Origin of the sequence: Streptomyces sp. BV286 (assembly GCF_019090165.1) — a bacterium.
Lineage (GTDB): Bacteria > Actinomycetota > Actinomycetes > Streptomycetales > Streptomycetaceae > Streptomyces.
Map to the genome: position 1 here is coordinate 244,251 of NZ_JAHRIB010000152.1, position 17,708 is coordinate 261,958.

Annotated in this window: 17 protein-coding genes; 6 read left to right on the forward strand and 11 right to left on the reverse strand. The window is 72.5% G+C overall.

Features of this window, described 5'->3' with window-relative positions; genetic code table 11:
• Positions 1-48 precede the first annotated feature (48 nt).
• The 3 genes from KUF83_RS26935 to KUF83_RS26945 are packed head-to-tail and all read right to left on the reverse strand — an operon-like array spanning position 49 to position 3,711.
• Complete coding sequence (locus KUF83_RS26935) at positions 49-1,041, reverse strand: ABC transporter permease (protein WP_217457512.1); 993 nt, start codon at positions 1,039-1,041, stop codon at positions 49-51.
• Entirely contained in the window at positions 1,038-2,669 is a 1,632-nt protein-coding gene (locus KUF83_RS26940; protein WP_217457513.1) for a sugar ABC transporter ATP-binding protein, read from the reverse strand. The genes KUF83_RS26935 and KUF83_RS26940 overlap by 4 nt, the downstream gene beginning before the upstream one ends.
• Before the next feature lie 7 nt (positions 2,670-2,676).
• Complete coding sequence (locus KUF83_RS26945) at positions 2,677-3,711, reverse strand: sugar ABC transporter substrate-binding protein (RefSeq protein WP_217457514.1); 1,035 nt, start codon at positions 3,709-3,711, stop codon at positions 2,677-2,679.
• A 385-nt stretch (positions 3,712-4,096) separates the two neighbouring features.
• On the opposite strand from KUF83_RS26945, the gene KUF83_RS26950 reads away from it, so the two are divergent.
• The 4 genes from KUF83_RS26950 (at position 4,097) to KUF83_RS26965 (ending at position 7,419) form a co-directional block, all read left to right on the forward strand.
• Positions 4,097-5,134 carry a LuxR family transcriptional regulator gene (locus tag KUF83_RS26950; protein ID WP_217457515.1) on the forward strand — a complete coding sequence of 346 codons (1,038 nt, stop codon included), beginning with the start codon at positions 4,097-4,099 and terminating at the stop codon, positions 5,132-5,134.
• Positions 5,135-5,237: 103 nt separating this feature from the next.
• Positions 5,238-5,741, forward strand: coding sequence for a methylated-DNA--[protein]-cysteine S-methyltransferase (locus KUF83_RS26955; protein WP_217457516.1), 504 nt, complete (start codon positions 5,238-5,240; stop codon positions 5,739-5,741).
• 65 nt (positions 5,742-5,806) lie between these two features.
• Positions 5,807-6,526 (forward strand): 2OG-Fe(II) oxygenase, encoded by a 720-nt coding sequence (locus tag KUF83_RS26960; RefSeq protein WP_217457517.1) that lies wholly within the window; start codon positions 5,807-5,809, stop codon positions 6,524-6,526.
• A gap of 113 nt (positions 6,527-6,639) precedes the next feature.
• A complete protein-coding gene (locus tag KUF83_RS26965; RefSeq protein WP_217457518.1) occupies positions 6,640-7,419 on the forward strand; it encodes a GNAT family N-acetyltransferase in 780 nt (259 codons plus the stop codon).
• 165 nt (positions 7,420-7,584) lie between these two features.
• On the opposite strand, the gene KUF83_RS26970 is transcribed toward KUF83_RS26965, so the two are convergent.
• The 5 genes from KUF83_RS26970 to KUF83_RS26990 form a co-directional block, all read right to left on the reverse strand.
• The gene (locus KUF83_RS26970) at positions 7,585-8,466 is read right to left on the reverse strand and encodes a GNAT family N-acetyltransferase (RefSeq protein WP_217457519.1); all 882 of its coding nucleotides are present in this window, start codon (positions 8,464-8,466) and stop codon (positions 7,585-7,587) included.
• 232 nt (positions 8,467-8,698) lie between these two features.
• Entirely contained in the window at positions 8,699-8,965 is a 267-nt protein-coding gene (locus KUF83_RS26975; RefSeq protein ID WP_217457520.1) for a GlsB/YeaQ/YmgE family stress response membrane protein, read from the reverse strand.
• 96 nt (positions 8,966-9,061) lie between these two features.
• Positions 9,062-9,607 carry a hypothetical protein gene (locus KUF83_RS26980; protein ID WP_217457521.1) on the reverse strand — a complete coding sequence of 182 codons (546 nt, stop codon included), beginning with the start codon at positions 9,605-9,607 and terminating at the stop codon, positions 9,062-9,064.
• A gap of 55 nt (positions 9,608-9,662) precedes the next feature.
• Positions 9,663-10,223: a GNAT family N-acetyltransferase gene (locus KUF83_RS26985; protein WP_217457522.1), complete on the reverse strand. Its 561-nt coding sequence runs from the start codon at positions 10,221-10,223 to the stop codon at positions 9,663-9,665.
• A gap of 52 nt (positions 10,224-10,275) precedes the next feature.
• Complete coding sequence (locus tag KUF83_RS26990; protein WP_308403141.1) at positions 10,276-11,511, reverse strand: aminoglycoside phosphotransferase family protein; 1,236 nt, start codon at positions 11,509-11,511, stop codon at positions 10,276-10,278.
• 179 nt (positions 11,512-11,690) lie between these two features.
• Between KUF83_RS26990 and KUF83_RS26995 the strand changes: the two genes are divergently transcribed.
• Positions 11,691-12,521 carry a metalloregulator ArsR/SmtB family transcription factor gene (locus KUF83_RS26995; RefSeq protein ID WP_308403142.1) on the forward strand — a complete coding sequence of 277 codons (831 nt, stop codon included), beginning with the start codon at positions 11,691-11,693 and terminating at the stop codon, positions 12,519-12,521.
• 81 nt (positions 12,522-12,602) lie between these two features.
• On the opposite strand, the gene KUF83_RS27000 is transcribed toward KUF83_RS26995, so the two are convergent.
• Positions 12,603-13,043 (reverse strand): SPW repeat protein, encoded by a 441-nt coding sequence (locus tag KUF83_RS27000; protein WP_217457524.1) that lies wholly within the window; start codon positions 13,041-13,043, stop codon positions 12,603-12,605.
• A gap of 233 nt (positions 13,044-13,276) precedes the next feature.
• Between KUF83_RS27000 and KUF83_RS27005 the strand changes: the two genes are divergently transcribed.
• A complete protein-coding gene (locus KUF83_RS27005; RefSeq protein WP_217457525.1) occupies positions 13,277-14,482 on the forward strand; it encodes a MerR family transcriptional regulator in 1,206 nt (401 codons plus the stop codon).
• Positions 14,483-14,598: 116 nt separating this feature from the next.
• Here the strand turns inward: KUF83_RS27005 and KUF83_RS27010 are convergent, their stop codons facing one another.
• Positions 14,599-15,972 (reverse strand): deoxyribodipyrimidine photo-lyase, encoded by a 1,374-nt coding sequence (locus KUF83_RS27010; RefSeq protein ID WP_217457526.1) that lies wholly within the window; start codon positions 15,970-15,972, stop codon positions 14,599-14,601.
• Between the two features lie 204 nt (positions 15,973-16,176).
• Positions 16,177-17,706 carry an SDR family oxidoreductase gene (locus KUF83_RS27015; RefSeq protein ID WP_217457527.1) on the reverse strand — a complete coding sequence of 510 codons (1,530 nt, stop codon included), beginning with the start codon at positions 17,704-17,706 and terminating at the stop codon, positions 16,177-16,179.
• Positions 17,707-17,708: the final 2 nt, after the last annotated feature.

The window sequence follows — 17,708 nt, forward strand, 5'->3', positions numbered from 1 at the left end:
ACGGACAGGGCGTGCGGGAAGGCGGACAAGTGGTGGGGGAACGGGGAGTCACCGTGAGGTCCTTGGCCCGAAGTAGGCGAGTGCCGCGCCCGCCACCAGTGCCACGCCCTGGGCCATCAGCTGCCAGAAGGTCGGCACGCTCAGCAGTGTGAGCCCGTTCTGCAGACATCCCAGGAACAGCACGCCGAGCAGGACCCCGAAGATGGATCCGGAGCCTCCGCTCAGGGCCACCCCGCCGAGCAGCACGGCGGTCAGCACGGTCAGTTCGAAACCGGCGCCCGAGGTGCCCGCCACGGCGCTGTCGAGCACCGACGCCCGGATGGCCCCGGCCAGCGCGGCCGCCGCGCCCGTGAGGACGAACAGCGCGAAGGGCGTACGCCGGACGTTGATGCCGGACAGGTAGGCGGCCTCGCGGTTGACCCCGATGGCGAAGACATGGCGTCCGGCCGGGGTGAGCGCCAGGAACAGGGCGCCCGCCACCAGTACGAGCGCCGCGACGACGACCGGCGCGGCGATCCCGGCCACGCGGGCGCCGCCCAGCCAGGCGAACCCGGTGCCGAAGTCGCTCAGCGGCAGGGGGAACAGCTGCTGCGCCAGTCCGCGTACGGCGGTCAGCATGCCCAGCGTCACGATGAACGCCGACAGGCCGAGGTAGCAGCACAGGACGCCGTTCACGGCGCCGACCGCCGCGCCCGCCGCCAGCGCGCCGAGCACCGCCACCGCGGCCGGCTGCCCCTGCTGGCCCGCCAGCCAGCCGCCCACCAGTCCGCCGAGGGCGAGGGTGGAGCCGACCGACAGGTCGAGATAGCCGCTGATGACCAGCAGGGCGAGCGGCACCGCGACGATGGCGATCGTCGCCGCGTCGGTGGCGATCCCGCGCAGGTTGGCGGCGTCGAGGAAGCTGCCCGCCGACAGCTGGAACACCAGCACCATCAGGGCGAGTACGACGGTCAGCGGATGGCGCCGGACCGCCGTCAGACCGCCTGTGGCCAGGGCGCGCGGGCCGGGCCGCACCGGGCGGTCGACAGTGGTGGTGGTCATGGTGCTCCTTCGGCGGTGCCGGAGTGGGACGGGGAGTGCGTGTCGTGAACCGCCGACAGCAGAGCCTCTTCGGTGAGTTCCGCGCCGGTCAGCTCACCGACGACGCGTCCGCGGGAGACGATCAGACAGCGGTGGGCGAGCGCCACGATCTCCTCCGGGTCGCTGGAGGCGAACAGCACCGCGGTGCGCCGCTCCGCCGCCAGCCCCTCCACCACCCGGTAGATCTCCTGCCGCGCCCCGACGTCGACTCCCTGGGTCGGTTCGTCGAGCAGCAGCACGTCGGTCCCGCGCACCTCGTTGATCCAGCGGCCGAGGACGAGTTTTTGCTGGTTGCCGCCGGAAAAGGAGGCGGCCGGCAGGTTCGGCCGGGCGGGCCGCAGCCCGACAGCCGCCGCCAGCGCGTCGAAGGTCCGCCGTTCCGCGCGCAGCGACCGCACACCGCCCCGGGCTAGCGGGCGTACCGACGGCAGCAGCACGTTGTCCTGCGCGCCGAGGGTGGCGAACAGGCCCTGGCCGCGCCGGTCGGCGGGCACCAGGGCGATCCCGGCGGCCAGCGCGTCCCGCGGGTGTGCGGGGGTGACGGGGCGGTCACCGACGCGCACGGTCCCGCCCGATCTGCGGCGCCTGCCGAAGAGGGTCTCCAGGATCCGCGTACGCCCGGAGCCGATGAGGCCGAACAGGCCCACGATCTCGCCGCCCGCCACGTCGAGGCCGACCGGTCCGAACCCGGGCCCGGTCAGGCCGTCCACGGCCAGCAGTGGCGCGGGCGGGTGGCCGGGAGCGAGCGGGGCAGGTGCCCGTCCCGCGGTCGGAGGCCGCATCCGCTCCGGTCGGCCGGCGCGCTTGTGTTCGGCGGGCCGGGCGTCCGCCGCGCGCCCCTGGCCGACGATCGTGTCGACCAGCTGCTTGCGGCTCTGGCCCGCCACGGGCGAGTGGTGGTCGACCCGCCCGTCGCGCAGCACGGTCACCGCGTCGGCGAGCCGCTCGACCTCCGACAGCAGATGCGTGACGTACACGATGGCCAGTCCCTGGGTGCGGAGGTCCTCGACGCGCTCCGCCAGCGCGTCGCTCTCGGTGCCGGAGAGGGCGGCGGTCGGCTCGTCCAGGACGAGGACCGACGCGCTGCGGCTGAGCGCCTTCGCGATCTCCACCAACTGCCGCTGTCCTGTGGGAAGTTCGCCGACCCGGTCGCGTGGCGAGCAGGTCGCGGCCACCCGTTCCAGGAGCCCGGCGGCGAGCGTCTCCTGCGAGCGGCGGTCGATCGTGCCGTACCGCGTCCACTCCTGGCCGAGGAAGATGTTCTCGGCCACCGTGAGCGAGTCGACCACGCTCAGCGTCTGGAAGATGATCGCCACCCCGGCCGCGATCGACCGGCGCGGGCTCAGCCGGGTGTACGTGACACCGTCCACCTCGATCGTTCCCGAGTCCGGCGGGAAGGCGCCGCCGAGGCACTTGATGAGGGTGGACTTGCCTGCCCCGTTGTGTCCCAGGAGGGCGTGCACCTGGCCTGCGGGCACCGTCAGGTCCACGCCGTCGAGGGCCTTCACGCCGCCGAACGACTTGGTGAGCCCGCGGATCCGCAGGTTCGTCGCCGGAGGCGGCACGGTCACGCCGGTCGTCGCCGTCATGGCGCGCCTACGCGTTCTGCGCGAGCAGCGCGTCGATCTTCGCGCCGTCGCCCGCCCGCAGCAGGGTGACCGGCACCTCCGCGCTCGGCTTCGCCTTTCCGGCGGCGACCGCGAGCGGTACGTCCACGATCGCGGCGGCGATGTCCTTGGGTGCGAGCGCCGCCGACGCCCGGTAGAAGGTGCCCTGCTTGATCGCCATCAGGGAGGGGGCCGAGCCGTCCTGGCCGCCGACGAAGGTCCTGGCGTCGTCCTTCTTCCGGCCCGCCTGCTGGAGCGCCTTGTACCCGCCGTAGACGGCGGCGTCGGTGACGCCGAGGATGATGTTCAGATCGGGGTGCTTGGCGAGGATCGCGTTGGACTTCGACAGGCCCGTGTCCGGGTCGATCGCCTGTTCCTGGGCGACCACGTCCACGCCCGGGGCGAGTTTCGTGAACGCGTCGACCATGCCCTTCGTGCGTTCCCTGCCGAGCTGGATCGTGCTGTCGGTCAGGAACGCGACCTTGCCCTTTCCGCCCAGCTCCTCCTGAGCCCACTTCGCGGCCGCCTCGCCGAGCAGCCTGCCGCCCTCCAGGAAGCTGAACTGGATGTCGGCGCTCTGGTGCTCCAGCGTTCCGCCGTACGTCACCCAGATCAGCCCTGCGTCGAGCGCGGCCTGGGCGATCTTCTCCGTCGCCTCGAAGACCATGGGGAACGACACGATCGCCGGGATCTTCTGGGTCACCCACGTGTTGAGGTTGGTGGTCTGGGTGTCGGCGTTGCTCGCGTCGCTCGTCGTGACCAGCGAGACGTCGTGCTTCTTCGCGGCGGCGGTGGAGAGCTTGACGAGGGTGGAGTAGAGGGGGAGTTGGGTGAACGGATAGTCGAGACCGATCTTCGTCAGGGTCCTGGCGCCCGCCGGGGAACTGCCGGCCGGCTTGTCGGCGGAGGCCGTCTGCGGCCCGGCGCAGCCCGCGGCGGCCAGTGCGGTGGCCGTCGCCGCGCCGCCGGACCAGGCGAGGAACTGTCTGCGGGAGGCGGAACCGATGTGCGGTGGCTGGATCATGCGGAGACCTCTCGACGGACGCTCGGCGGGTATCGCCGCTGGGATGTGGCGAACAGCCAAGACCCCGCGGCCTCGCGCCGCCATCCGTACAAATACCGAGCCGCGACCGGCGTGATGGTTCAGCCCGCTTCGGGTGGGCGCGGCAGGCACCGGTCCGTCTCGGAGGCTGATTGGTCCGGCCGGACCGCTCCTCCCCAGGCCGTGTCCTCGCGTGCCTGTTACCGGACCGGTCGGCCGCTGCCGCTCGTTCTCTGCCGGGTGCGGCTCGGCCAGGAGGCTCGTGACCGGTTCGGTCGCAACGCGGTGAAACGCTTGTCGGGGCCTCCACGGGCCACTATCGTTAGGGCCCAAACAATCATGTGCTCACGGGCCACCGGAGGCTCGCATGCTCAGTCACCGCCAGATCGCGGCCGCCACCCGCATCGGGATGCTCACCCGTGAGCGCGACACCGCCGCGGCCTGCGCCGAAGCCCTGCACACCCTGGCGGGTGCGCTGCCCCAGGATGCGGCGACGTTGGTCGGGCTCGACCCGTTCACCGGGGCCCACGTCCAGGTGGCCGGCATCGGCTACACGCCGGAGGTCTCCGAGGCGCTGGCAGCGGAGTTCGTCGGGACCCCGTGGTTCCACAACGTCGTCACGCAGCCCCTGCCACCCTCCATCTCCGAGGACTCGCACTCCGACACCGCCGAGGAGCGCTTCCGCAACGGCTGGTTCTACGAGCAACGGGTCCGCCCCGCCGGCTTCCGTGACGGCATGACCGGCGCCCTGCGGCACCACGGCCGCTACGTCGGTCTGATCCACCTCTCCACGGAGCGCGCCGGCGCGTACGACACCGAGGCGCGGTACCTGCTCGCCAACGTCATGCCCGCCCTGGCCGCTCTCGCCGACCCCACGGCGAGGGCGGGTGACCTGCACGACCTCCCCGAGTCGGCGGCGGCCTCACTCGCCACCGCGGACGGCGTCATCGACCTGCCCGGCCGAGCCCGGCCCCGCGTCCTGGACGACGAGGGATTCCGCGGCCTCCTGCGCGCCTTCGACGCCGCGCAGGGGGAACGCCTGCGCCTGCTGTGGCCGGTGGGCCGTGACTGGCACAGGGTCGTCCTCCACCGGCACGGCCACGGCCCGGGCGTCGTCCGGCAGGCGGTCCTCGTGCACGAGACGCCCACCGGTCTCCCGTACGGACTGAGCCCGCGCGAGCTGGAAGTGCTCACCCGGGCCGCCATGGGCCAGACCAACCAGGTCATCGCGCAGGGGCTGTTCCTCTCCCCGCGCACCGTGCACAGCCACGTCGAGCACATGCTCCGCAAGACCGGCACGGCCTCCCGGGCCGAGGCCACGGCCCTGGCGGTGCGGGACGGACTGCTCCGCCCGGCGCCCGAGGACCTCGCGCACTTCGTCGAAAGGCACTCCGGCGCCCGGTGACGTGCCGGGCGGGCTCAGCACGCCGTCCGAATCCCGCCAGCATCCGTGATCGCGCCACCCCACCATGGGAAGTGGCACGAAAGCGTATGAAAGGGAGGCGACGATGACCGCCTGCACGACGATCGAGAGCCCACTGGGCGACCTGCTGCTCACCGGTGAAGAGACTCCGCACGGCGTGGTGTTGACGTCCCTGTCCATGCCGGGACAGCGCAACGCGCCCGCACCGAAGCCGGGTCGGCGGCGCGACCCGCACCGCTTCGCCCGGGTGGAGCAGCAGTTGACCGCCTACTTCGACGGCGAACTCACGCGGTTCGACATCGAGTTCACCCCCGCCGGCACCGACTTCCAACGGCGGGTGTGGCGCGCCCTGGAAGAGATTCCCTACGGCACGACGACCACGTACGGGGCACTCGCCGAACGGCTCGGTCTGCCCCGCGAGCGGATCCAGGCCCTGGGCGCCGCGATCGGCGCGAACCCGCTGCTCCTGGTGCGCCCCTGCCATCGGGTGATCGGCGCGGACGGCTCCATGCGCGGCTACGCCGGCGGCGTGGAACGCAAGGTCCGGCTGCTCACGCACGAGGGCGCCCTGCAGCCGACCCTCCTCTGACACCCCGGGCCGTACGTGCCCCACGAGGCGAACCGCCGCGGAGCCGACCCGAAGGAACACCCACCATGAACGACCCCACGCTCCCCGCTAGCCGGGTCGCGGCGCAGGACTGGGCCGCCCTGGCCGGCGAACTCGACGAACACGGCCACGCTCTCACCGGCCCGCTCCTCACCCCCGGGCAGTGCCGCGAACTGGCCGCCCTCTACGACGAGAACGAGCACTTCCGTGCGACCGTCGACATGGCCCGCCATCGCTTCGGCTCGGGACAGTACCGCTACCTCACCCATGAACTGCCGCCGGTGGTAAGGGAGTTGCGTGAGGCGTTCTATCCCCGGCTGCTGCCCGTCGCCCGCGACTGGGCCGAAAGGCTCGGCCGGCCTGCTCCCTGGCCCGACGCGCTGGGGGAGTGGGTACGGATGTGCCATGCCGCCGGGCAGTCCAGGTCGGCGCAGATCCTGCTGCGCTACGGACCGGGCGACTGGAACGCCCTGCACCGGGACGTGTTCGGCGACCTGGTCTTCCCGCTCCAGGTCGTCGTCGGCCTCGACGCACCGGGGGAGGACTTCACGGGCGGGGAGTTCGTCATGACCGAGCAGCGTCCGCGCGCTCAGTCCCGGGGGTCCGCGACGACCCTCCTCCAGGGCCACGGTCTGGTCTTCACGACCCGGGACAGGCCCGTGGCCTCCCGCCGGGGATGGTCCGTCGGACCGATGCGCCACGGGGTGAGCACGGTCCGCTCCGGGCGGCGGCGCACACTCGGCCTGGTCTTCCACGAAGCCACCTGACCCGCGGGCCGACGGCCGCGCCACGGATGCCCTGCCGGCCGCGCGGCATCCCCGCTGTCCGACCCCACCGAAACCCCGTTGCCCCGCCGACCCACGGGTGATGGAGTGACGCGATGGATCACGAAGCGGTACTGGCAGTGTTCGACCGGGACATGCGTGAGGGCGCGCGACCTTTTGACCGCGACTCCGTAGTGGAGCGCGTCGGCCCGGTGGTCCGGCACGTCGGACCCGAGCAGGGCTGGAACGGAGTGCTCTGGTCGGATCTGAAGGAGGCCGACGCGGACGCCGCCATCGCCGAGCAGACGCGCTACTTCACCGCGCTGGGCCGCGAGTTCGAGTGGAAGCTGTACGGGCACGACCGGCCGGACGACCTGGGGCAGCGCCTGCGGGCCGCCGGGTTCACACCCGAGCCGGAAGAGACTTTGATGATCGCCGAGGCCGACGTGCTGGATCTCCACGCCGGGCCCCCGCCGGGCATCGAGCTGCGGCCCGTCACCGACGCCGCCGGCGTCGACCTCGTGGTGGACGTCCACGAGCAGGCCTTCGGTACGTCCGGTACCCGGCTCCGCCACCAGATGCTCGCCCAGCTCGACGGGGAACCGGACAACGTGGTCGCCGTCGTGGCCCTCGCCGCCGACGTCCCGGTGAGCTCGGCCCGGATGGAACTCGTCCCCGGCACACGGTTCGCGGGCCTGTGGGGCGGCGGCACCGTCGAGGCCTGGCGTGGCCGCGGCATCTACCGGGCCCTGGTCTCCCACCGGGCCCGCATCGCCTTCGAGCGCGGCTACCGCTACCTCCAGGTCGATGCCTCCGACCAGAGCCGGCCCATTCTCCAGCGCCTCGGTTTCGCACCGCTCACCACGACCACGCCGTACGTCCACGCGGCGCCGTAGCATCCCGGCCGGACGCCGGACGCCGGACGCCGAGTCCGGGACCCGCGAACGGGCGGGGCCAGGTGACAGCGGTCCCGCCGCCGGGCCCCGTAGCCCGTGCGCGCTGTTCGCGCCGTTCGTGTCGTTCGCGCCGTTCCCTCGCCGAGAGCGGTGCGGGCACCCGTCTCACAGGTCGAGCTGGTACTCCACCGCCCTGTGCGTGGGCAGGTAGCCGAGCGTGTCGTTGATGCCCCGCATGTGCGTGTTGCTGTCCGCCGTGTCGGTGAGCAGGCCGCCGAGCTCCGGGTGCCGCCCGCGCGCCAGGCGGATCGACTCCGCCTTCATCCACAGGCCGAGGCCGTGGCCGCGGTGCTCGGGCAGTACACCGGTCCCGTAGTGCTGTCCGTCGCCCCGCTCGTCACCGGGCACGACCAGCTCGGAGAAGCCGACGACCGACCCGTCCGCCGTGTCCACGACGGCCACGGTGTGCAGCAGTTCGCCGCGCTTGGCGATGGCGTCGGCGGCGGAGAGCACCCGATCCACGTCCCAGACGACCGTGCCGTAGTCGGCCCCGTCCATCGGCATGTCGTCCATGGCCCGGCGCGACGCGGCGAAGGTCCGGGCCAGCTCGGGTGGAACTGTGCCCTCCCACTGGACCAACCGGTAGCCCGCACGGGGCTGTTGGACGATCGCGTCGATACGGCCGAGGTCGGCGTCTGCCAGCGGCAGGCGGGCGTACGTCAGCGCCAGGACCCTGCGGAATCCGTGGGCGGCCAGGAAGTGGTCGCCGGGGGAGTCGCCCTCCGCCTGCGCGAGGAGCGACCGGCGTCCCTCGCCCCGTGCCGCCGTGACCGCCGCTTCCAGCAGACGGCCGCCGATGCCCCGTCTGCGCTCCGCGCGGTGCACGGCGATCTCCAGCTCGGCGAGATGCTCCTGCCCCTCCTTGGTGAACAGGCGCAGGAACGCCGACCCGGCCGGTACCCCTTCGTCGTCGGACGCGAGCCAGGCCAGACGGCGGCTCGACGCGGTGGGTTCGGGGTCGGTGAGCGCGGTGATGCGGTGGGGCAAGACGTCTCCGTCACGGTCGGCGCGAAGTGCGGGAAGCCCGCAGACGCTAGCCGTGACGGAGAACGGCCCGCAACAGCTTTTCGTGAGGTGCCGCGAGCTTGTCCGAGGTGCCGCGCCGAACGGCCGGTGGCGCTGCACCCCTGCGTGCGGTGGACGCGTGCGGCCGATGCGCGTGGCGGAGCGCCGGCGCACCGCGGAACCCGTCGTGCGGTACTCCTCGGCTCCGCCCTCGTCAGCGGCGGCCCGACTTCGATCGGTCCAGGGCCGCGACGCCGAGCGCCGCGAGTCCGATCTGGATCAGCCACTCGACCCAGTCGACTCCGTCGGTGTCGCCCACGTCGAACGCGTTCGCGAGCGCCGAACCGATGAGTGCGGCCACGATGCCGACACCGATCGTCCACAGAATGCCGATGCGCTGACGGCCCGGAACCACGAGCCGGCCCAGCACGCCGATGACGATTCCGATCACGATGGCACTGATGATGCCCGAGATCTCCATCTCAGCCCCTCTTCGTCATACTCCTTACCTTCTTCAATGCCCCCTGAACCTTCTTCAATGCCCCCTGAAGGCGAGTGCAGTCCGGATCGTTTGCACTCACCCGGTGACGGGCGCGATCCAGCCGGTGATCCCCAGCACCTCGCGCGCGATGTCGATCACCTCGCGGTCGTCCGTGACCACGCGCACGGTGTCGGCGGGCGCGTGCTCCTCCAGGAGCCGAGCCTTCCCGGCGCTGCCCCGCAGCTCCTGCTCCAGCTCCGAACCGAGCTCGCGGCCCTTGAGGCGCTTGGCGGCGGTGGCGTCGGTGGCCGTGAGGAGCACCCGCACCAGCCGTACGTCCTCGCCGATCGCCCGCTCGAACATGCCCGCCGCGCCGGCCAGCACGCTCACCGTGTTCGTGTAGACGAGACGCCGGTGGCCCAGTTCGGCGAAGTTCTGCCACACCGCCGCCAGATTGCGTTCGGTGATCCCGGCCCGGTGCGGGTCGTCCGGCGGGGCCGGATGCACCTGGCCCATGAAGTCGCCCTCGATGACGGCATGCGCGACCCCCGCTCCGCGCAGCCGGGCTGACACCTCCCAGCCGACCGTCGACTTCCCGACGCCCGCGCGTCCGCCGATGAGCAGAACCTCCGCATGATCCATGGGAGCAGCCTGCCAGTCCCGGGCCGGTCGGCGCGATCGAGAGAGGGCCGAAGGGTCAGCCCGCGCCGTCGGTGAGGCGCCATGTCCGCAGGGCGACCTCCCGACCCCGGGACGTCCGCAGGACGGGCTCGTCGTCGGTGAGGGTGAATCCGGCGGCCCGGGCGACGGCGGCACTGGCCGCGTTGGCCTCCTCGATGCACAGCACCACGCGGCGTGCTCCCGTGTGCCGCACCGCGTGGGCGGAGAGGAGCCGCACGGCCCGGGAGGCCAGTCCCCGGCCACGATGGGCGGCGCCGACGCCGTACGCGATCTCGACGTCCCGCTCGTCGGCCTTGCTCGGGAACAGCAGTACCTCGCCCCGGGGCACGACGCCGTCCGTCGTGATCGCGAGCTGCACCTTGCGCCCCTGGGCCCGCGCCTCCTGGGCCTCGGTGAGGTAGACGAGCGCCGCCGACGCGTCGAACGGCGAGGCCACCGGTGTCCAGCGGGCGATCTCAGGGTCGTCGTACAGCTCGATCAGCGCGTCCAGGTCGTCCTCGGACCATTCGCGCAGGTGAAGTCCCTCTCCTTCGAGGCGCAGGCGGGGAGGCAGGGCGAGTGTCAGCGGGCTGTCCATGAGGTGATCCTGCCCCGCGAACGGGCGGGTGGCCAAGGGCGCGTGCCGTCGTTCACAGCGCCGCCGAGCGCCCCAGGTCGACGAGGCACGGGTCGGGGGCGCTCGCGCTGCGCACGGCCTCACGTATCTCGGAGGCGGGATCGCCCAGGTGGTAGATCCGCTCGGACGGTTCGATGCCGTCCAGGAACTCCTGGTAGCGCACGGCGTACGCGAGATGCGCGAGTGGTTCGGCGAGGGTCAGGGCGCGCGCCGGATCGCTGCCGGGGACCTGCTCGCGCCAGGCGTCTACCCAGGCACGCGCGGCGCTCGCGCGCACATCCTCGGGGAGGAAGGAGCTCAGGCGCAGGCCGTCGAGGACCGGGTTGCCCCAGTGTGCGTCGGCGAAGTCGATGATCGTGGGTGGTCCGCCGTCTGCACGCCAGTTGCCGGGATGGAAGTCGCCGTGCGCGACCGTGTCCGGCAGACCGCACTCCTCCAGTGGTCGCACGCGATCGGCCAACGCCCGTGCGAGGTCGCGTTCCTGGGCCGTGAGCTCGGTGCAGGCCGGGCCGTCGAGCAACTCCGTCACGCGCTCGGCGAGGCCGGACATCCGGCGGTCCGGCAGGGAGGAGGGCCGCTCCTGCGGATTCTTGGCGAGGGCCGCCTGCGCGGCGACGAACTGCCGCACCCCCGTGGCGGCGGTCTGCGCCGACACCCCCCAGCAGTCCTCGCCCGGAACGTGCTCCATGAGGACGCGCCCGCCTGCGGAGCCGAGGACGGTGGGGACCAGTTGCGGATCGACGCGGGCGAACGCGGAGACGACCTGCGCCTCGTCCGCGGCGAAGTGCGGGGTGGCCTTGAGCCAGACCGCCCCTTGGTCGGTCGGCAGCCGGAAGAGCCCCGCCAGGTTCCAGGTGCGGCGCTGTTCCACGGGCCCGGTCACCGGGCGCCCGGCCGCGGCCAGTTCGTGTTCCGCCCAGTCGAGCAACCGCCGGAGGCCGTCGGCGTCGGCCCACGGGGCACGCAGCGGTTCCTGCGTGCTCAACAGGCCCGGTTCTGAAGGAAGCCGGAGCAGCACACGGGGGCGGTCCAACGCCTCGACGTGGTAGGTCACATGGCCGTCGCGCGCACCCCCGCCGCCCTCCACGGCCAGGAGGCGCAGCACTAACACCCGGACGCCCAGGGCCTGTTGGAGTTGTCGGGTCACGGGCTCGACCTCGGACCACCACGGTACGTCGACGGCGAAGGGGCCGGCGACGCCGAGGAAGTCCTCGCCCGACGTCACCCACGCGCTGAAGTTTCGGCTCACCGCGACAGTGTGAGCGGTGCCGCCCCGCGCGGCCAGCGAATATCGCCCCCCGGGGCCACTCTGCGTCTCCCGCCGATCCCGCTCGCGCTCTGTGACGAGCTCGCGTGCGTACGGCGGCTTTCCCCGCCCGTCGTCCCACGACAATTGACATGCAAGTGATTGCCTGCATAACGTTGGGTGTGCGATCGGATGAGGAAGCAGAGACGGAGAGACAGCCGGGAGCGGCCGGGGACGCGGAGACCGACCAGGTCTTCAAGGCGCTGGCCGACGGGACACGCAGGCGACTGCTCGACAGGCTGCACGAACACAGCGGACAGACGCTCGGTGAGCTCTGCGAGCACATCGACATGACCCGCCAGTCGGTGACCCAGCACCTGGCCGTCCTCGAGGCCGCCAACCTGGTCAGCACGGTGCGGCGGGGACGGCAGAAGCTGCACTACCTCAACCCCGTACCGCTCCACGAGATCCAGGAGCGGTGGATCGACAAGTTCGAGCGTCCGCGCCTTCGCGCGCTGAGCGCACTCAAACGACGAGCCGAGGAAGACATGACCGACAAGCCGACTTTCGTGTACGTCACCTACATCGCCAGCACTCCGGAGAAGGTGTGGGACGCCCTCACCGACGCCGACGTCACGGCCACGTACTGGGGCCACAGCAACGTCTCGGAGGACTGGCGCCCCGGCTCGCGGTGGGAGCATCGGCGCACGGACGGTTCCGGCGTCGCCGACGTGGTCGGCAGCGTCGTGGAGAGTGAGCGGCCCACCCGCCTGGTGACCACCTGGGCCTCGCCCGAGGACGAGAAGCAGGAGGACCGGCATTCCAGGGTCACCTACGACATCCGGCCGCACGGCGACATCGTCCGGCTGACCGTCACGCACGAGGACCTGGCGGACGAGACGGCGGCCAGGGAGGTCTCCGGCGGCTGGCCGGCCGTCCTGGCCAACCTGAAGTCCCTCCTGGAGACCGGCAGTCCGCTGCCGCAGGAGCCGTGGCTGGTGCCCGGGAACTGACCGCCCCGTCGCGTGGGCCGGCCGGTCCGCGGCGCTCGGCGCGCGGACCGGCCGACAGTCCTCATCGGTGCAGACGTCCTGCTACGTCTGTGGTGCACTCTTCGCCGAGGCGGCCGCGCACAGGAACCCCAGCATCACGGCGAGGACGCCGATGATGATGTTGTTCACCACGACGCCCGCGTCGGGGCTCTCGCCGACGATCCACGGCGAGATGATCATCCACGCACCCATGGCGCACATGGCCCAGCTCAGGCCGTACATCCGCATCGGGGTGGTGGTGAATCCGAGAGCCAGCACGCCGATGGCGATGCCCATGATGAGGTTGTGCGTCACGAGGGCGGGCTGACTCGTCGTGTAGTGGAGAATCCACGGGGAAGCGGCGCAGTACAGACCGAGCAGGAACACCGGTCCGTCCACGAGCGCCACATCGCGACCACCGAGCATGCGGGCATATCGGTCCCGCATTTCGGATACATCAGGGTGACTGCTGATGTCACCTCTGGTGTTCGAGACGTTGGCCATGACTCGACTCCTTTGTCTCTGCAGGCCTGACCGCGAATGTGCGGTATGCGGTAGACGCCGCGTACGTACATTCTGCGCTTATTTTCTGTTTATGTGTAGCGCTGGGGTGATATGGCGGAGGCGGATGTGGCGCCGTCCACGCGGGGCCGTCCGCGGGTCCACTGCCGCGGCCCCCACGGAACCGAGGGCCGGGGCCCCGACTCGCATCGATTCTGCGTCGTACAGTCGGGTGCATGAACGGGTCGACGGGCGGGCCGGGTCGGCCGGCGCCCGACACGGACGAGACGGTGGCGGGCGGGGCGGGGATGACGACCGGGGGCCTGGCCCGTCGGCTCGGGGTGTCTCCGACCACGCTCCGCTCGTGGGACCGCCGGTACGGCCTGGGTCCCGCGGTCCGCGCCGACGGGCGGCATCGTCGCTGGACGCCCCGGGACGTGGCGGTGCTGGAGGCGATGTGCCGGCTCACCTCGGCCGGTGTGCCACCCGCCGAGGCGGCGCGCGCCGCCCAGGAGGCAGCTGCCGGAGAGGCAGCAGCCAGGAGCGGTGGCGCGGCGGCCGCGGGAGAAACGGCCGCTGAGCGGCGGACCGAGGTGGACGGGAGCGGCCCGGCCCCCGCGGTCCGGTCCACGGCCGTTGAAGGAGCAACCCCGCCCGAACGCCTGCCGCCCGCAGCGGGCAGCCTGACGCCCGAGGTCGACGGCCCGAGGCCCGGGAGCGGTCGGCGCTCGCACGCGGCGGGCGCCCTGCCGCTCGGCGATGTGCGTCAGGAGTGCCGCGGCCTGGCTCGCGCGGCCGTGCGGCTCGACGCTCCCGCCGTGGACGGCCAACTGGCCTCGGCCGTCGAGCGGTACGGCCTCGCCGTCGCCTGGGAGGAGGTGATGGTGCCGACCCTGCACGCCGTGGGGCGCAAGTGGGCGTCCTCGGGCGACCGCTATGTCGAGGTCGAACACCTGCTGTCCTGGCACGTCTCCACCGCGCTGCGCCGTGTCACGCCGTCTTCCCGGGTGGCGACGCCGTGGGACACCGCGCAGGGGCCCGTGGTCCTGGCCTGCCTGCCGGGCGAGCAGCACACCCTGCCGCTGGAGGCGCTCAACGCCGGGCTGACGGAACGCGGCCTGCCCACCAGGATGTTCGGCGCGGCGGTGCCGTTGGAAGCACTCACCGCGGCGGTGCGCCGAGTGGGACCCGCGGCCGTCGTCCTGTGGGCCCAGGGCCGTTCCACGGCGAGCATCCCCCTGGCCCGGCACATCGCCGCCACGCAGTGGGGAGTGCGGGGCGCGCGAAGCCACCCGACGGTCGTCCTCGGTGGCCCCGGGTGGGCCGGCCGCTCGGCCCGGGGCATGGTCCGGCCCTCGAGCCTGACGGAGGCGTTGTCGGTCCTCACGGCCCGGTACGAGAACGGCGCCCGGGGCCGGCCCACCGACGGGCCGGCCGACTGATCGCCTCGCCGGACCGCCGGACCGTCGGAGCGCCAGACAGCCGGACCGTCGGACCGCGGGCACCGCACGCGACGTGCCCGATCCGCCCGATCCGCCCAAGCCGCCCCCGCGTTGCCTCACTCGCGTCCGCGGGCCTGCTTGAAGCGGGCCAGTCCTTCGGAGAGTTCGACGATGGGATCGGGATAGTCGTAGGCGGCACGCTCCAGGCCCTGGAGTTTCCACGGCTCGTGCACCGCGGCCCCGGCCAGCCCCGCGAGTTCGGGCACCCAGCGCCGTACGTACGCGCCGTCCGGGTCGTACCGCTTGCCCTGCAGGACCGGGTTGAGGACGCGGTTGGGCCGCGTGTCGGTGCCGGTTCCCGCCACCCACTGCCAGTTGAGCTGGTTGTTGGCGACGTCGCCGTCGACGAGCAGGTCCAGGAAGTGGCGGGCGCCCACGCGCCAGTCGACGTAGAGCGTCTTGGTGAGGAAGCTCGCGGTGAGCAGGCGGCCCCGGTTGTGCATCCAGCCCTCGTGCCGCAGCTGGCGCATCGCCGCGTCGACGACGGGATAGCCGGTCCGCCCCTCCTTCCAGTCCTCGATCTCCTGCCGCGCCTCGGCCGGCGACCGCCACCGGTCGTGCCGGGTGCGGTAGTCCGCAGTGGAGACGCTCGGCCGCGCCGCCAGTACCTGATGGTGGAAGTCCCGCCACGCGAGCTGCCGTACGAAGGCATCGGCGCCGGGCCCGCCCGCCTGCCGTGCCCGGTGGACGAGCTCGACGGCGGACAGCGTCCCGAAGTGGATGTGCGGCGAGAAGTGCGACGTGGCGTCCCCGGCCAGATCGTCGTGGCGTTCCTCGTACTCGGCGATCCCGTTCCGCAGCCAGGCCGTGAGCCGTTTCCTGCCCTCCCGTTCGCCGCCCGTGGCGAGGCCCTCCGACAGGCCGGACAGCCCCGCGCGCTCGGGTAGCTTCTCCGAACCGACGTTCTCCGGTACGCGCACGGCTCGGGGCGCGCCTCGTACGTGACGCTGGTGATGCCGCTCCCAGCGCCGGAAGTACGGGGTGAAGACGGCGAAGTGGTCCGAGGACGCCGGGACGACCGCGCCCGGTGCCAGGGCGGTGATCACCTCGTCGTGGACGTGGAGACGGCGGCCCTCGGCCTCCAGGGCGCTGCGCAGCCGCTGCTCGCGCCGCTGGGCGTAGGAGGTGACTCCGGCGGCCATGTGCACTTCGTCCGCGTCCGTCTCGGCGACCACCTTGCACACCTCGTCGACGAGGTCTCCCGAGCGGAACACGAGCCGGCCGCCGCGCTCGCGCAGGCCCGCGTCCAGATCCCGCAGGCAGTCGGCGAGGAACGCCAGCCGGTTGGGAGCGGCGAAGCCGGCCTCGTCGACGGCCCGGTCGCGCACGAAGAGAGGCACCACGGCGCGCGCGTCGTCGAGGGCGGCGTGCAGCGGCGGATGATCGTGCAGGCGCAGGTCGGAGGTGAACAGGACGACCGAGACGTTCATGCGGGACTCCGGAACTCCAGGAGGTGGCGACGGGACGGGGAGGCGAGCAGACGAGGGGAGGGGGGGGGCGTCGGAGGCAGGGGGCGGCGGTGGCGCCGAGGTGGGCCGGACCGCGCTGTCTCAGCGATGAGGTACTTCTCGGTCGGCAGGGCGGGCGGATGCGCGGGTCGACTTTTTTGTTGTGTTTCGGGCGTCTTGCGTAAGTCACTCGGTGGGCGTGTCCCGCGGTGTCGCGGCGGGGCCCGCCTTGGCGGCGGTCCGTGCGATGTTGCGGGCCATGCCGCCGAACACCACGGCGTGGAACGGCGACACGCTCCACCAGTAGGCGTGGCCGAGCAGTCCGTGCGGATGGAACAGGGCACGCTGGCGGTAGCGGACGCGGCCGTCGTCGTCCGTGTCCGTGGACATCTCCAGCCAGGCGAGGCCCGGCAGGCGCATCTCGGCGCGCAGCCGCAGCAGCCGGCCCGGTTCGATCTCCTCGACGCGCCAGAAGTCGAGCGAGTCACCGACCCGCAGTCGTGCGGCGTCACGGCGTCCGCGGCGCAGCCCCACACCGCCCACCAGCCGGTCCAGCCGGCCGCGCACGGCCCAGGCGAGGGGGAAGGAGTACCAGCCGTTCTCGCCGCCGATGCCCTCGATCACTCGCCACAGGGCCTCTGGCGTGGCATCGACCACGAGTTCGCGCCGGTCGGTGTAGAGGCTGCCACCCGCCCAGTCGGGGTCCGTGGGCAGCGGGTCGCTGGGGGCACCGGGCACCGACGCGGACGACCAGCGGGTGGTGACCCGGGCGTCCCGGACGCGTTGCAGGGCCAGCCTCACCGACTCCTCGAAGCCGATCGGCCTGCCCGGCGGGTCGGGCACGTACCGGGCGATGTCGTGCTCGTGGCAGACGACCTCGTGGCGCAGCGACTCGGTCAGCGGGCGCGCGATGGACCGCGGAACGGGGGTGACCAGGCCGACCCAGTAGCTGGAGAGCGTCGGCGTGAGGACCGGCACGGGCAGGATCAGCCGCCGCGGAAGACCGGCGACGGCCGCGTACCGCACCATCATCTGCCGGTACGTCAGGATCTCCGGCCCGCCGATGTCGAAGGCCCGGCTGACGTCGTCCGGCATGCGCGCACTGCCCACGAGCGTGCGCAGGACGTCCCGCACCGCGACCGGCTGGATCCGCGTGTGGACCCAGCTGGGTGTGACCATCACGGGCAGCCGCTCGGTGAGGTAGCGCAGCATCTCGAAGGAGGCCGAGCCCGAACCGATGATGACCGCCGCCCGCAGCACCGTCGTCGGGACGCCGGAGTCCAGGAGGATGCGGCCGACCTCGGCCCGGGACCGCAGGTGCGGCGACAGCTCCTCGTCGGGCACCCCGGCGGGTGTGAGTCCGCCCAGGTAGACGATCCGGCGTACCCCCGCCGCGCGGGCCTGCTCCCCGAAGATCCGCGCCGCCCTGCGGTCGGTCTCCTCGAAGCCCTTGCCCGTGCCCAGCGCGTGCACCAGGTAGTACGCGACGTCGACGCCCCGCATCGCCTCGGCGACCGACTCGGCGTCCGTGACATCGCCGTGTACCACTTCGGCGTCGCCCGCCCACGGATGGTCTCGCAGCGCGCCGGGGGAGCGGGCCATGCAGCGCACCCGGTGTCCCGCGTCCAGGAGCTCGGGGACGAGACGTCCGCCGATGTATCCCGTCGCGCCCGTCACCAGACAGCGCGGCGCGGGCACGGTGAGGTCGCTGCTCATGG